The 13,476-nt window shown below is 70.7% G+C and carries 13 protein-coding genes; 5 read left to right on the top strand and 8 right to left on the bottom strand.

Features of this window, described 5'->3' with window-relative positions; all coding sequences use genetic code 11:
* Positions 1-6 precede the first annotated feature (6 nt).
* Genes cyoC through AACG61_RS04735 form a run of 3 tightly spaced genes read left to right on the top strand, consistent with a single transcriptional unit; the run spans position 7 to position 1,719 of the window.
* A complete protein-coding gene (cyoC, locus tag AACG61_RS04725; RefSeq protein ID WP_411838860.1) occupies positions 7-621 on the top strand; it encodes a cytochrome o ubiquinol oxidase subunit III in 615 nt (204 codons plus the stop codon).
* Complete coding sequence (gene cyoD / locus AACG61_RS04730; RefSeq protein WP_411838862.1) at positions 621-1,022, top strand: cytochrome o ubiquinol oxidase subunit IV; 402 nt, start codon at positions 621-623, stop codon at positions 1,020-1,022. The genes cyoC and cyoD overlap by 1 nt, the downstream gene beginning before the upstream one ends.
* 1 nt (position 1,023) lies before the next feature.
* Positions 1,024-1,719 (top strand): SURF1 family protein, encoded by a 696-nt coding sequence (locus AACG61_RS04735; RefSeq protein WP_411838863.1) that lies wholly within the window; start codon positions 1,024-1,026, stop codon positions 1,717-1,719.
* Between the two features lie 3 nt (positions 1,720-1,722).
* Here the strand turns inward: AACG61_RS04735 and AACG61_RS04740 are convergent, their stop codons facing one another.
* The 6 genes from AACG61_RS04740 to AACG61_RS04765 form a co-directional block, all read right to left on the bottom strand.
* Positions 1,723-2,250: a response regulator transcription factor gene (locus AACG61_RS04740; RefSeq protein ID WP_411838864.1), complete on the bottom strand. Its 528-nt coding sequence runs from the start codon at positions 2,248-2,250 to the stop codon at positions 1,723-1,725.
* Complete coding sequence (locus AACG61_RS04745; RefSeq protein WP_411838865.1) at positions 2,247-3,518, bottom strand: ATP-binding protein; 1,272 nt, start codon at positions 3,516-3,518, stop codon at positions 2,247-2,249. The genes AACG61_RS04740 and AACG61_RS04745 overlap by 4 nt, the downstream gene beginning before the upstream one ends.
* Positions 3,519-3,587: 69 nt before the next feature.
* Entirely contained in the window at positions 3,588-4,667 is a 1,080-nt protein-coding gene (locus AACG61_RS04750) for a glycosyltransferase (RefSeq protein WP_411838866.1), read from the bottom strand.
* Between the two features lie 3 nt (positions 4,668-4,670).
* On the bottom strand, positions 4,671-5,654 hold the full coding sequence (locus AACG61_RS04755; RefSeq protein WP_411838867.1) for a glycosyltransferase family 2 protein: 984 nt from the start codon (positions 5,652-5,654) through the stop codon (positions 4,671-4,673).
* The gene (locus AACG61_RS04760; protein ID WP_411838868.1) at positions 5,651-6,784 is read right to left on the bottom strand and encodes a glycosyltransferase; all 1,134 of its coding nucleotides are present in this window, start codon (positions 6,782-6,784) and stop codon (positions 5,651-5,653) included. The genes AACG61_RS04755 and AACG61_RS04760 overlap by 4 nt, the downstream gene beginning before the upstream one ends.
* Positions 6,785-6,788: 4 nt before the next feature.
* Positions 6,789-8,813 carry an HAD family hydrolase gene (locus AACG61_RS04765; protein WP_411838869.1) on the bottom strand — a complete coding sequence of 675 codons (2,025 nt, stop codon included), beginning with the start codon at positions 8,811-8,813 and terminating at the stop codon, positions 6,789-6,791.
* Positions 8,814-8,936: 123 nt separating this feature from the next.
* On the opposite strand from AACG61_RS04765, the gene AACG61_RS04770 reads away from it, so the two are divergent.
* Positions 8,937-9,719, top strand: a complete 783-nt coding sequence (locus tag AACG61_RS04770) for a sulfotransferase family protein (RefSeq protein WP_411838870.1) — start codon at positions 8,937-8,939, stop codon at positions 9,717-9,719.
* Here the strand turns inward: AACG61_RS04770 and AACG61_RS04775 are convergent.
* Both AACG61_RS04775 and AACG61_RS04780 read right to left on the bottom strand, forming a co-directional pair.
* Positions 9,716-11,245 (bottom strand): UxaA family hydrolase, encoded by a 1,530-nt coding sequence (locus AACG61_RS04775; protein ID WP_411838871.1) that lies wholly within the window; start codon positions 11,243-11,245, stop codon positions 9,716-9,718. The genes AACG61_RS04770 and AACG61_RS04775 overlap by 4 nt on opposite strands.
* A 29-nt stretch (positions 11,246-11,274) precedes the next feature.
* Positions 11,275-11,970 (bottom strand): GntR family transcriptional regulator, encoded by a 696-nt coding sequence (locus AACG61_RS04780; RefSeq protein WP_411838873.1) that lies wholly within the window; start codon positions 11,968-11,970, stop codon positions 11,275-11,277.
* A gap of 80 nt (positions 11,971-12,050) precedes the next feature.
* Here AACG61_RS04780 and uxaC point away from each other — a divergent pair, with 80 nt between their 5' ends.
* The gene (uxaC, locus tag AACG61_RS04785) at positions 12,051-13,457 is read left to right on the top strand and encodes a glucuronate isomerase (RefSeq protein ID WP_411838874.1); all 1,407 of its coding nucleotides are present in this window, start codon (positions 12,051-12,053) and stop codon (positions 13,455-13,457) included.
* The last annotated feature ends 19 nt before the right edge of the window (positions 13,458-13,476 follow it).

A 13,476-nucleotide genomic window follows, 5' to 3' on the forward strand; every position in this document is an offset into this window, starting at 1 on the left:
GACATCATGACCACCACCACCGCAACCGACGTCCAGTACTGGGACACCAGCCCCCACCACCATGAGGAGGGGGCCTCCACCACCATCGGGTTCTGGATCTACCTGATGAGCGACTGCCTGATGTTTGCGGTCCTCTTCGCGGTCTTCGGGGTCCTGGGCCAGAGCTATGCCGCGGGCCCCGGCCCGCAGGCGCTGTTCGAACTGCATCTGGTCGCCATCAACACCGCCTTCCTGCTGCTGTCCTCGCTGACCTTCGGCTTTGCCATGCTGTCCACGCTGGCGCGGCGGCAGGGTCCGGCGATGATGTGGCTGGGCGTGACCCTGGCCCTGGGCCTGGCCTTCCTGGCGGTCGAGATCTACGAGTTCCAGCACCTGATCCACCTGGGCGCGGGGCCGCAGCGTTCGGCCTTCCTGTCGTCCTTCTTCGCGCTGGTCGGCACGCACGGGCTGCACGTGGCCTTCGGCTGCCTGTGGCTGGTCACGCTGATGGTCCAGATCAGGAAGCACGGGCTGACCGGCGCCAACATCCGCCGGATGACCTGCCTGTCGATGTTCTGGCACTTTTTGGACGTCATCTGGATCGGCGTCTTCACCTTCGTCTATCTGCTGGGGATGATCTGATGGCCAACCCGACCCATGCCAATCACGCCGCCCATGTCCACCACCCGGACGGGCATGACCACGGCAGCTACCGCTCCTATGCGATCGGCTTCATCCTGGCGGTGATCCTGACCGCGATCCCCTTCGCCGTCGTCATGGCCGGCGGGTTCGAGAGCCGCGTCCTGACCGGCGGCATCGTCATCGCCTGCGCCGCGATCCAGGTCGTGGTCCACATGGTCTACTTCCTGCACATGAACGGCCGCTCGGACGAGGGCTGGACGATGATGGCGCTGATCTTCACCGCCGTCGTCGTGGTCATCATCCTGGCCGGATCGCTCTGGGTCATGCACAACATGAACGCTAACATGATGCCCCAGATGAACCATGACGGCATGCCGCAATTGTCGGGCTTCGGGACCTGACATGTCGGGGCGGTGGGGGCCGCTGCGGTGGGGCATCGTCCTGCCGGGGGCCGTGCTGGTCCTGATCTTCCTGGCCCTGGGGGTCTGGCAGGTGCAGCGGCTGGAGTGGAAGCGCGACCTGATCGCGCGGACCGAGGCCGCCGTCACCGCCCCCCCGGTCGCCGCCCCCGCGACGACCGGACCCGGCGAGGAATTCGAATACCGCCATGTGACGGTCACGGGCGCCTATGTGCCCGCCGCCGACACGCTGGTCCGCGCGGTCACCGATTTCGGAGCGGGATACTGGGTCATGACCCCCTTCCGCACCGATCAGGGCTGGCAGCTGCTGGTCAATCGCGGCTTCGTCGCGGCGGATGCGACGGCTGACTACGCCCCCCCGCCGGACGGGCAGGGCCAGATCCTGACCGGCCTGATGCGCGCCAGCCAGGAGGGCGGCGCCTTCCTGCGCGACAACGACCCCGAGGCCGGGCGCTGGTTCTCGCGCGACACCCGGGCCATCGCGCAGGCGGGTGGCTTCGCTCCCGTCGCGCCGTGGTTCCTGGACCTGGATCGCGGCGCGGGGCAGGGCGCGCCCATCGGCGGGCTGACGGTCGTGTCCTTCCCCAACAGCCATCTCAGCTATGCGCTGACCTGGTTCGCGATGGCGGCGGGGCTGGCCATCCTGCTGGTCTTCATCCACCGCCCCGAACGGGCGTGACGCTCAGCCGATCGGCGGCTTGGCCAGCTTGCGCGCCAGGGTGCGGCGGTGCATGCCCATCCGCCGCGCCGCCTCCGATATGTTGAAGTCGCAGTCGCGCAGCGTCGCCTGGATCGTCTCCCATTCCTGGGTGCGCAGGCTGGTGCGGCGCGCGGTGACGGATACGGAGGCGTCCCCCGCCTCGCGTGCAAAGGCGGCCTCGATCTCGGAGGTGGTGGCGGGCTTGGCCAGGTAATGCGCGGCACCCAGCTTGATCGCCTCGACGGCGGTGGCGATGCTGGCGAAGCCGGTCAGCACCACGATCCGCGGCGCAGGCTCCATCGCGGCCAGCGCCTGCACGCATTCCAGCCCGCTGCGCCCCGGCAGCTTCAGATCGACCAGCGCCAGGTCGGGCGGATCGCCCTCGGCCAGCGCGATGCCCTCCTCGGTCGATCCGGCATGGCGGACCCGATACCCGCGTCGGGTGAAGCTCTCCATCAGCGTCGCGGCCAGGGCGGTGTCATCCTCCACGATCAGCAGGGTCCGGGTCATGTCGCATCCTCCAGGATCGGCAGCAGAAGCGTCACCTGCGCGCCGTCCGGCAGATTGGCAAGCCGCATCTCGCCGTTCAGGCGGCGCATGACATTTCCGGTCAGATAGAGGCCCAGACCGCGCCCGACGCCATCGCGCGAACTGAGGTAGGGCTGGCCGGGATCGGCCAGGATGTCGGCGGGAAAGCCCGGCCCGTCATCCTCGATCACCATGGCCAGCTGATCCGGCCCGTCGGGGGACAGGGTGATGCGGATCGCGCGGCTGCCCGCCTCGACCGCGTTGTCCAGAAGCTGGCGCACCGCCTGCTCCAGCATCGGATCGGCCATGATCACCGGATCGCAACGCGCATCGACGCGGACCCGGACGGGCAGGCGCAGCCCCTGGATCGCGTCCTCCAGGAAGGCCCGCGCGCGCATCCCGTGCGCCTCCTCCAGACGCTCCTGCCCGGAGGAGAGCAGCATCTCGGACACGATCTGACGACAGCGCGAGAGCTCGCGCTGCATCACGGCCAGCTTCTCCTCCAGCGCGGCCCCCTGCGGCGCGCCGAGCGTCTGCCAGTCGTCCAGCGTGACCGCCAGCGTGGTCAGCGGCGTGCCCAGCTCATGCGCCGCGCCGCTGGACAGAAGGCCGAGGCGGACCAGGTGGTCCTCCTCCAGCATCTGCTGGCGCAGCGTCTGGATCTGCGCGTCGCGGTCGCGCAGGTTCGCGGTGATGCGGGTCACCGACCAGGTCAGCAGCCCCGCGGCCAGCAGGAAGGACAGGAACATCCCCTGCAGGTGCAGGTTCAGGAAGCTGGGCCCGTCCCCATGCCACAGATGCGGCAGTTCCATCGGCACGCCATTGCCCGTCAGCCAGCCATGGGCCGCGACGGTCGCCAGCAGGATCGCCGCCGCATGGCGCCGGGGCAGCAGGACGATGGCCAGGATGACCTGCAGGATGAACAGCGACACGAAGGGGTTCGTGGCACCCCCGGACAGGTACAGAAGCAGCGTCAGGCAGGCCACGTCCATCAGCAGCTCGGCCGCGACGCTGAGATCGGTGATGGTCTGCCCCCGCCGCAGCCGCCAGGCCGAGACCAGGTTCAGCAGGATCAGGAAGGCCACGACCGGCAGCATCTGCCGCCACGGCAGGGCGACCTCCAGCAGCATGACCGTGCCCCAGATGGCCAGCAATTGCCCCGCCACCGCGATCCAGCGCATGCGGCCCAGATAGGCCAGGTTTCGCCGCGCCGCGCCCTGCGCGATATCGGTCGAGGATTGCGTCTTCATCAGCCCCATCCAGCCAGCCGGAGCCGCCTTTTAGGCCAGAACGGGCCGGGACGAAAGCGCGACGCGCCCTCAGACCACGGCCACCGGGGCCGCGGCCATGGCCAGGCGGTACTGCGCCTCGTAGCGGTCCAGCATGACGTCCAGGCTGAACAGACGCTCGACCCGCAGGCGCGCCTCGCGGCGCGGCACCCGCAACGCGGCGTGCAGGGCGCGGGCCAGACCGGCCGCGTCATCGGGTTCGGCATAGGCGCCGCAGGGGCCGATCACGTCCGCCGTGGCCCCGATCCGCGTCGCCGCGACCGGCAGGCCGCAGGCCATCGCCTCGATCGCGACCAGGCCGAAGGGCTCCTGCCACAGGGGCGTGAACAGCAGGGCCGAGGCGTGCCCCATCTCCTGCGCCAGCGCGGGTCCCGTCAGATGCCCGCCATAGCGCCGACCCTCGCCCAAAAGGGGCCGCACCCGGTCCTCGAAATAGTCGCGATGCTCGATGCTGCCGAAGAGGGTCAGCGGGACGCCCGCGATCCGTGCGGCCTCCAGCGCCAGATGCGCGCCCTTGTTGGGGGTGATGCGGCCCGCCCAGACCGCCTCGCCATTGCCCGTCGGGACAAAGGGCCACAGGTCCAGGTCGATCCCGTTCGGCACCACCGTCGCGCCCTCGGGCATCCCGTCAGGCCACCACATCCCGGCCTGCTGGTCCGAACAGACGGTGAAACGCGACCAGGGCGAAATGCTGTCCTGCGCGGCCAGGCGCAGGCCCTCGAAGGGCGGCACATGCAGCGATGTCAGCATCGGCAGGCCGTGCGCATGGGCGTGGCGCGGGGGAAAGCGGTGCAGGCTGTTGTTGTGCACCACGTCATGCCCCGCGCGCTCCAGAGCCGCGATGCAGCCCTCAAAGGCGCGGTACAGCAACGCGTTCAGCACCTCGGTCCCGTGAAAGTCGTGCCAGGGATAGTCGCGGTCGTAATGCCGCGCGATCAGCGGGCGCAGGTCGAACCGCGCATCGCTGTCCCCCGCCGCGTATAGCGCGACCCGGTGCCCGCGCGCCTGAAGGCCGCGGGCCAGATGCCAGGCATGCGCCTCCATCCCGCCCATGAAGGGGGCTGCGATGGGATGGCGCAGATGCGCGACGATGCCGATGTCCAGCGCCACGGCTCAGCCCGCGCGCCGGGCCAGCATGTCGGCCTGCTGACGCTCTACCTCGCGGATGCGCGCCGGGTCGTGACGCTCAGGCCCCGCGATGCCCTGCAGGCGGTCCAGCACGCGGCGGGTGTTGGCATAGGGCATGTGCGGCTCCTGCCGGCACAGGGCGAAATCGGCATCGTCGGGCTGGCGCAGGATGCGCAGGCCCTGGGCGCCGTTCTCGATCAGGCCCATCAGGCGGAAGGCGTGCAGCCAATGCTCCATGGTGCGATGCCCCCATTTGCTGGCGAAATAGTCGGCGTTGCGGATGACCGACGGGATCTGGTGGATCGGCGGCATGCAGTGCGGGTGATACTGGTGATAGACCCGCCCGCCGCGCATCCACCAGATAGGCATGCCGCGTTCCGAAAGGCCGCGCCCGAAATCCGTATCCTCGCCGCCATAGCCCAGATAGCCCTCGTCGAAACCGCCCGACCGGTCCCAGTCCGCCCGGTGCAGCGCGAAGTTCAGCGACCAGAAACAGCGGTAATCCTCGCAGGCGCGCAGCCCTTCGGGGGGCGGGGCCTGCCGGTCGGAATGGCGCACGCCCATCCCGTCGAACCGCCCCGCGTCGATCCCGTCGCGCAGGGCGCCGTCGGGCAGGTACAGCACCTCGCCCATCATCAGCCCCTGACCGGGGCGCGCGGCGGCGACATAGTCGGCGATCAGGCCGGGACCGGGGATGCAGTCCACGTCCACGAAGACCAGCACGTCGCCCGACGCCGCCGCCGCCGCGGCATTGCGGGCGGCCGCCAGCGGCAGCTGGCCGTCGCGCGGCGGCACCATGATCTGGTGCACCGGAAAGCGGGTCCGGGGCAGGTCGTCATAGGGGGCGTCCTGCATGACGGCCACGATCATCTCGACCGGCGGGACGGTCTGGGCGTCGAAGCCGCGGATGACGTTGCGCAGATGCTCGGCACGGCCGGCGGCGATGGTCAGGGCAGAGGCGGTGGTCATGCGGCAAAGTCCTTCTGGATTTCTTTGGGGGCGGCCTCGTCCCACAGGCGGGCCGCGAGGGATTCGAGCCACGCGGCGGTGGCGGAGGCCATGCCCCGTCCCGCCAGCCGGCGCTGCAGGTCCGGGTCGTGCATCGCCCGCGCTTGGAACAGCGCCTCGCGCCAGCGATGGGCCGAGGAGGGCAGCAGCGGCAGATGCAGCGCCGCCCCCGCATCGGCCAGCGCGCGGGCCTTGCACAGATGTTCGTCGAAATAGCGCCATTCCGGCACCACGACCCACGGCCGTGCGGCGGCCAGCGCCTGCTGGCAGGTGGTGTTCCCGGTCGAGGACAGGATCACGTCCGCCGCCGCCAGATAATCCAGCGGATTGTCCACCCATTCGGCCAGCCGCAGGTTCGCGGGCAGCGTCGCATGCCAGTCGCGCTGGATGTGGCCGATGACGATCCAGTCCATCTCGGGGATACTGCGGGCCGCGACGCCGAAGGGCGCGTCGGCCCAGCCATTGCCGCCCCCGCCGCTGACCGCGACCGCGACGGGGCGGTCGGGATCAAGCCCAAGGCGCCGCCGCGCCACCGCCCCGTCGGGCAGGGCCTGATGCACGCCCAGACCAGGCGCATGGAAGGTCATTTCGCGCATCCAGCCCGGCCAGTCGGGCTGCGCCAGATCGGGGTGGAACGGCGCCAGAAGCCCCGCAGCCCCGCGATAGGCGGCCATGTGCCCCGGATCGCCGCGATCGCCATGCTGCAGCACCTTCACATGCGGGACCGAGCAGATGCGGGCCAGCTGGGCCACCTCGGCGCTGACATCGCTGATCATCAGGGCGGGGTCGGCCTCGTGGAACCACTGCGCCATGACGGCCATGGCCTGACGGATCGTGGTCCAGCCCACCGGCGCGCAATGCAGCGTGTCCGGGGTGGCGATCCAGTCGGTCGCGGGACGGTCGGCGGGCGGTTCGAACAGGCTGGGGATGGTGCGGATCGTCACCCCCTCGCGCAGCGTCGGAAAGATGTCGTCGCGGGCGCAGAAGACGGTGACGGGGCGGTCTGCGGGCAGGGCGTTGACGACCGCGGCGCAGCGTTCGGCATGGCCGCGGCCCTGATGATGCACGAAATATCCGATGGGTCTGCGCATCCCGCTACTCCGCCGCGATGGTGTGGGCGGCCTCTGCGTCCAAGCGGCGCAGCCCGTCCAGCACCCCGGCCGCATGGGGCAGGCGGCTGCGGAAGGCGTGGCGGACCGAGGCCAGTTCCGCCAGCGCATTGGCCGGGATGATCGCGCGGCGAAAGCCCAGCAGCATGTCCAGGTCGTTGCCGCTGTCGCCCGCCACCGTGCAGGCGTCGGGCGTCAGACCAAGGCGGCGCGCCTCGAAATGGATCGCGGCGGCCTTGCCCGCCCGGCGCGGAAGCACATCGATCAGGCGGCCATGCGAATGAATGACGCGGGCGGCCAGCCCGTGCCGCGCCAAGGCCGCGCCGATGCGTCGGGCCACCTGCGCGTCGCCCAGCAGGGACAGCTTGAAGCGGCGCTGGTCCTGCGCGGATTGCCAGGTCAGATCCATCGGGCGCAGCAGGTCCAGCAGCGCGTCGCGGTCCCAGTCCGCGCCGATCAGCCCCGCGTAATCGGCGCAGCAGGTCAGGCCGGCCGTGCCGCTCCACCGCCAGATCTCCGAGCCGACCGAGGTGATCATCAGGTCCGGGCGGGGCAGGCGCCACTGATCCAGGATGCGGCGCGCCTCGGGCACCGACCGGCCGGTGGCCACCGCCAGGATCAGCCCCCGGTCGCGCCCGGCGGCCCAATCGCCGAAGCGGGCGGCCCCGGCGCGGCTGCCGGTCAGCGTGCCGTCGATGTCGCAGGCCAGCAGCCCCGACGGGCAGGCGATCACCGGGTCGGGGCGCGCCAGCCCCGCCATCACCCGCTGCACCGCCGCCGCCCAGCCATCCCAGTCATAGAGCCGCCGCGCGTGCTGCGCCGCCTCGCGCGCGCCCTGCGGATGGTCCAGCATCCGCGTGATCCCCGCCGCGATGGACCGCGGACAGGCCGGGTCGATCAGCGCGCCGGTGCCCAGGCTGGCCACGATGTCGGACGCGCCGCCGTGACAGGTCGCGACCAAGGGCACGCCGGCCTGCGCGGCCTCGATCAGGGTCAGGCCGAAGGGCTCGTGCAGGGCCGGGTTCACGAAGACGCCGCCCTCTGCGGCCATCGCATAGAGGCCCGCGATATCGGCCGGTCGATGCTGCCGGGGCAGGGCCACCCGCCCCCAGAGGTCGTGGCGGTCCACCAGGTCGAACAGCTCGGTCATCACGCGGTCGCGGTCCGGGCAGCCGTCCTGCAACCCGTCGCGCAGCCCCGCCACGATCACCAGGTTCGCCCGCGCCTGCAGGGCCGGATCGCCGGCATAGGCGCGGATCAGGGCCGCCAGGTTCTTCTTGGCGATGGGCCGCGCCACGGCGAGGATGACCGGCCGGTCCGCATCCCGCAGGAAGGGGGCGATCAGCGCGCGGGCACGCTCCGCATCGCCCGCGGGCCGCACGGCCACGCCGGGGGCCACACGATGCACGCGACCTTCGGCGCCGGGATCATAGGCCGGGATCTGGCACTCCGCCTCGTCGCGGGACGAGGCGATGATGCCATGGGCGGCCCGGATCGCCGCCTGCTCGCGCGCGATGCGGCGGTCCAGCGCGGCGTCCGGCGCGCCGCCCAAGGTGCGCGACTTGTCCAAGGCCAGCGAATGGCTGGAATAGAGCCACGGAATGCCGAAGGCCCGATGCGCGGCCTGCGCCAGTTCGGCGGCGTCGGCGAAATGGGCATGGATGACGTCGGGGCGCGGCCCCTCGGCCAGCAGGCGCAGGAAGGCCTGCGTCAGGGCGGGCAGCTCGGCCTCCAGCGCCTCCTTGGCCAGATAGCGCGTCGTCGCGGTGCGCAGCCGCAGGATGCGGCAGCCGGGGGCGAGGGTCTCCTCGGCGCGGTCATGGACCGGGTCCAGCGCTGGGTCCGCGAAGGCCCGCGTCACGATGGAGACGGCGCGAACGTCCGGCCGCCGTGCCTGGGCCTGGGCCGCGCCCAGCACATAGGCGATGTGGCCGCCGGTGTCCTCGGTCACGCCATAGCTGACCGGTGGTGCCTTAAGGCAGCCGCCAAGGGCGACATGCATGACATGCATGGTCGTTTCCACTTGAGATAAGCGTTGCGGGGTGATTTCTCTGAGGGATGAACGACGCCGGACCCGCCACGGGTCCCGACTGAACCCATTGATATAGATTTATCGACCCGAGCGGAGCGCGACATGACCCCGGACAGGCCCGCGCACCGCTATGTCTTCGTGGGCGGGCTGCACCGGTCGGGCACCTCGCTGACGGCGCGGATGATCGGGGATCTGCCGGGTGTCGCGGCCATCCGCTCCGCCCCCGTCCCCGAGAACGAGGGCGTCTATCTGCAGGGTGCCATCGCGCATACCGCCCTGCACGGGCGCCCCATGCATTTCGCGACCGATCCCGATCAGCACCTGATCGAGGGCTGCCGCCACGACCGGCTGGAGACACGGCTGCGGCTGGAGGCCGATTGGGCGCCCTGGTTCGATGCGGGGTCCTGGCGGGTCGAGAAGTCGCCCGTGAATCTGACCCGGATGCGGCTCTATCAGCAGCTGTTCCCGCTGTCGCAGTTCGTGGTGGTGATGCGCCACCCGCAGGCGGTCGCGGCGGCGGTCGCCAAATGGGTGGACATGCCCGCGGCGGCGATGATCGACCACTGGATCGCGGCGCATCGGCAGCTGGAGGCCGATCTGGCGCATCTGCATGCGGTCATGCTGCTGCGCTATGAGGATCTGGTGGCCCGCCCGGACGCGCATCGCTCCGCCCTGGCCGCGTTTCTGGACCTGCCGCCGGGCACCGGGGCCGAGCCGGTGCGCGACGGCAACCGCGACTATGCCTATGGCCCGCTCGGCGCGGCGCAGGAGGCGGCGCTGCACCCCTGGGGCTATGGCGCGGGGGGCGCTGTCCTGCCCATGGCCCCGCGGGTCCGCCACCCGCTGCGCGCCATCCGCGAGGCGGCCGAGGCCGCGCTGCGCTAGAGGACCGCGCCGATCCTCCAAGGGACGAACTCGTTGTCGCCATAGCCGAAATCCTCGGACCGCGTGTGCTGGCCGGAGGCGGTGTCCAGCAGCAGGTCATAGATCCGCGCCCCCATCTGGGCCAGGGGCACGCCCTCGTCCACGACGGTGCCGCAGTTGATGTCCATGTCCTCGGGCATGCGGGCATAGAGGTCGGAGTTGGAGGCCAGCTTGATCGACGGCGCGGGCTTGGCGCCGAAGCACGATCCGCGCCCCGTGGTGAAGGCGATCAGGTTCGCCCCCGCCGCAACTTGGCCCGTGGCCGCCACCGGGTCATAGCCCGGGCTGTCCATGTAGACGAGGCCAGGCACCGCGATGCGTTCGGCATAGGCGAAGGCACCCGCGACCGGCGCCATGCCCGCCTTGGCCACCGCGCCCAGGGATTTCTCCAGGATGGTTGTCAGCCCGCCCTTCTTGTTGCCGGGCGAGGGGTTGTTGTCCAGGGACGCGCCGTTCTTCGCCGCATAGTCGCGCCACCAGTCGATCATGCCCGCGATGCGCGCGCCCGTCGCGGGGTCCGCCCGCGCGATCAGCAGATGTTCCGCGCCATAGATCTCGGGCGTCTCGGACAGGATCGAGGTGCCGCCCGCCGCGACCAGCAGGTCCGACGCGACGCCAAGCGCCGGATTCGCGGTGATGCCCGAGAACCCGTCCGAGCCGCCGCATTGCATGCCCAGGGTCAGCGCGCTGACGGGCTGCGTGCTGCGCCGGTCGGCATCGGCGGCGGCCGCGATCGGCTCCAGCAGCTCCAGCGCGCGGGCGACGGCCGAGGCCGATCCGCCGACCTCCTGGATGTTGAAGCTGTGGAAGCGCTCGCGCGTCCAGTCGGTGGGCTGATAGAGGGTCAGCTGGTTCACCTCGCAGCCCAGACCCACGATCAGCACGCCGCCGAAATTGGGATGGTCGCGATAGCCCTTCAGCGTGCGCACCAGCACGTCGAACCCCTCGCCCTGGTTGACCATGCCGCACCCCTGGTCATGCACGATGGGCGCAAAGCCGTCGATGTTGGGGTATTTCGGCCCCAGCACCCGCGTCGCCGCCTGCGCGATGGCATGGCACACCGTGGATGAGCAGTTCACCGAGGCCAGGATGCCGATGAAGTTGCGCGTCCCCACCCGCCCGTCGGGCCGCAGATAGCCTTCAAACGTCCTGCGGGCGGGCGGCGGGGGCAGCTGGCCGCGCTGGTCGGCCTTGTGGGAATGGGTCGCGGCCATGGCGATGTTGTGGACATGCACATGCTGACCCGGCGCGATGGGCTGGGTCGCCTGCGCCATGATCTGGCCGTATTTCACCACCGCATCGCCGGGGTTCAGCGCGGTCAGCGCGAACTTGTGCCCGCGCGGGACAGGCTCGGTCAGCGTCGTGTCCAGCACGCGCTCCCCGGCCTCCAGCGGGCGCAGCGCGATGCCCACGCTGTCGGCGGGGTTCAGGCGGATCGCATCGGGCGCGCCTTCGGGGCGGCGGGGCAGCACGGGCGGCAGGGTCATGGGGCGGTCTTTCGGGCGATGGCGGTGGGTCAGTCCAGGATGCCCGGCTGGTCCATGCGCAGGCGGTCCAGGATGTCCTGGATATGGGCCAGATGGTCGCGCACGGCGGCGGCGGCGGCATCGGGGTCACGGGCGCGCAGCGCGGTCAGGATCTCGCGGTGCTCCAGCCAGGCGGTCGAGGCGCCGTAGGACAGCGACAGATAGCGCGCGCGGTCCATGTGGCCCTTGTTGTCGCGCACCAGGTTCCAGACGAAGTCCATCCCCGAGGCCGCGCAGATGTCACGGTGGAACCGGTCGTCCAGCGCATGGAAGGCGCCGCGGTCATCGGCGCGGCTGGCCTGTTCCTGAAGCGTGATCAGCCGGTCCAGCCCGTCCCAGTCCTGCGGCTGCAGCCGCAGCGCCGCCACCCGCATCGTCGCCTGCTCCAGCGCGCTGCGGATGAAATAGGCCTGCATCACCGCCTCGACCGAGATCGGCGTGACGGTGGTCGCGCGCTGCGGGCGGATCTGGATGAAGCCCGTCTGCGACAGCCGGTAGAAGGCGTCGCGCACCGGCTGGCGCGACACGCCCATCTGGGCCGCGACCTCGGCCTCGGACAGCTTGGCGCCGGGCGGCAGCGTCAGGTTCACCACCCGCGCATAGAGCGTCTCGAAGATCTGGTCGGTGACCGATGTCGTGCGCAGGTCCTGCATCGGCGGCAGGCTGTCCAGATCCGGCAGCGGCATGGCGGTTCCCTCGGTTGACGCATCCTGTAAACTAGCATATTAGACGACTAGTGCATTGGCAAGTGAGTCGGAGGAACCGCGTGGCCCTGCTGGATGAAGACCGCCTGTTCCCGACCGATCCGCGCAGCCGCGATCTGGCGCGCGCGCTGTACGATCAGGTCCGGGACATGCCGATCCTGTCGCCGCATGGCCATACCGACCCGCGCTGGTTCGCCGAGGACCTGCCCTTTCCGGACCCCGCGCAGCTGTTCGTGACGCCCGATCACTACGTCTTCCGGATGCTGTGTTCGCAGGGGGTGGCGCTGACCGATCTGGGCGTGCCGCGCGTGGATGGCGGGCCCACGCAGACCGATGGCCGCGCGATCTGGCGGCTGTTCGCCGAGCATTACCACCTGTTCCGGGGCACGCCCTCGCGGCTGTGGCTGGATCACAGCTTCCAGCATGTCTTCGGCATCGACCGCCGCCTGTCGGCGGAGACGGCCGACTGGTATTACGACCACATCGCCGACTGCCTGGCCCGCCCCGAGTTCCGCCCCCGCGCCCTGTTCGAGCGGTTCGGCATCGAGGCCATCGCCACGACCGAGGCCGCGACCGACGATCTGCGCTGGCACGCGATGATCCGGGACAGCGGCTGGCGGGGCCGGGTGATCACCGCCTATCGCCCCGACGGCGTGATCGACCCCGAGATGGCCGGGTTTGCCGACAATGTCGCGCTGATGGGCCAGCAGACGGGCTTCGACACGACCACCTGGGCGGGCTATCTGGACGCGCACCGGGCGCGGCGGGCCTTCTTCATCGCGCATGGCGCGACCTCCAGCGACCACGGCCATGCCAGCGCGCGCACCGAGGACCTGCCCCGGGCCGAGGCGGCGGCGCTGTTCGCCAAGGCCCTGCGCGGCGGCTGCACCGCCGAGGAGGCCGACGCCTTCCGCGGCCACATGCTGACCGAGATGGCCCGCATGAGCCTGGAGGACGGGCTGGTCATGCAGATCCATCCCGGATCGCGCCGCAACCATTCCGACGACGTCCTGGCCATGTTCGGCCGCGACAAGGGCTTCGACATTCCCGGCCGCACCGATTACGTCGCGGCGCTGCGTCCGCTGCTGAACGCGGTGGGCATGGACCCGCGGCTGAGGGTGATCCTGTTCACCCTGGACGAGACCGCCTATGCGCGCGAACTGGCGCCCCTGGCAGGCGTCTGGCCCTGCCTCAGGCTTGGTCCAGCCTGGTGGTTCCACGACAGCGCCGAGGGCATGCGTCGGTTCCGCGAGATGACCACCGAGACGGCGGGCTTTTACAACACCGTGGGGTTCAACGACGACACCCGCGCCTTCTGTTCGATCCCCGCGCGCCACGACGTCGCGCGGCGGGTGGACTGCGCCTGGCTCGCGACGCTGGTCGCGACGGGACGCCTCGCGGAGGACGAGGCGCCCGAACTGGCCGGGCTGCTGACCTATGGCCTGGCCAAGGAGGCCTACAGGCTCTGAGCTTCACACTGGGAGGATA

It is taken from the genome of Paracoccus sp. ME4, assembly GCF_046736325.1.
GTDB lineage: Bacteria > Pseudomonadota > Alphaproteobacteria > Rhodobacterales > Rhodobacteraceae > Paracoccus.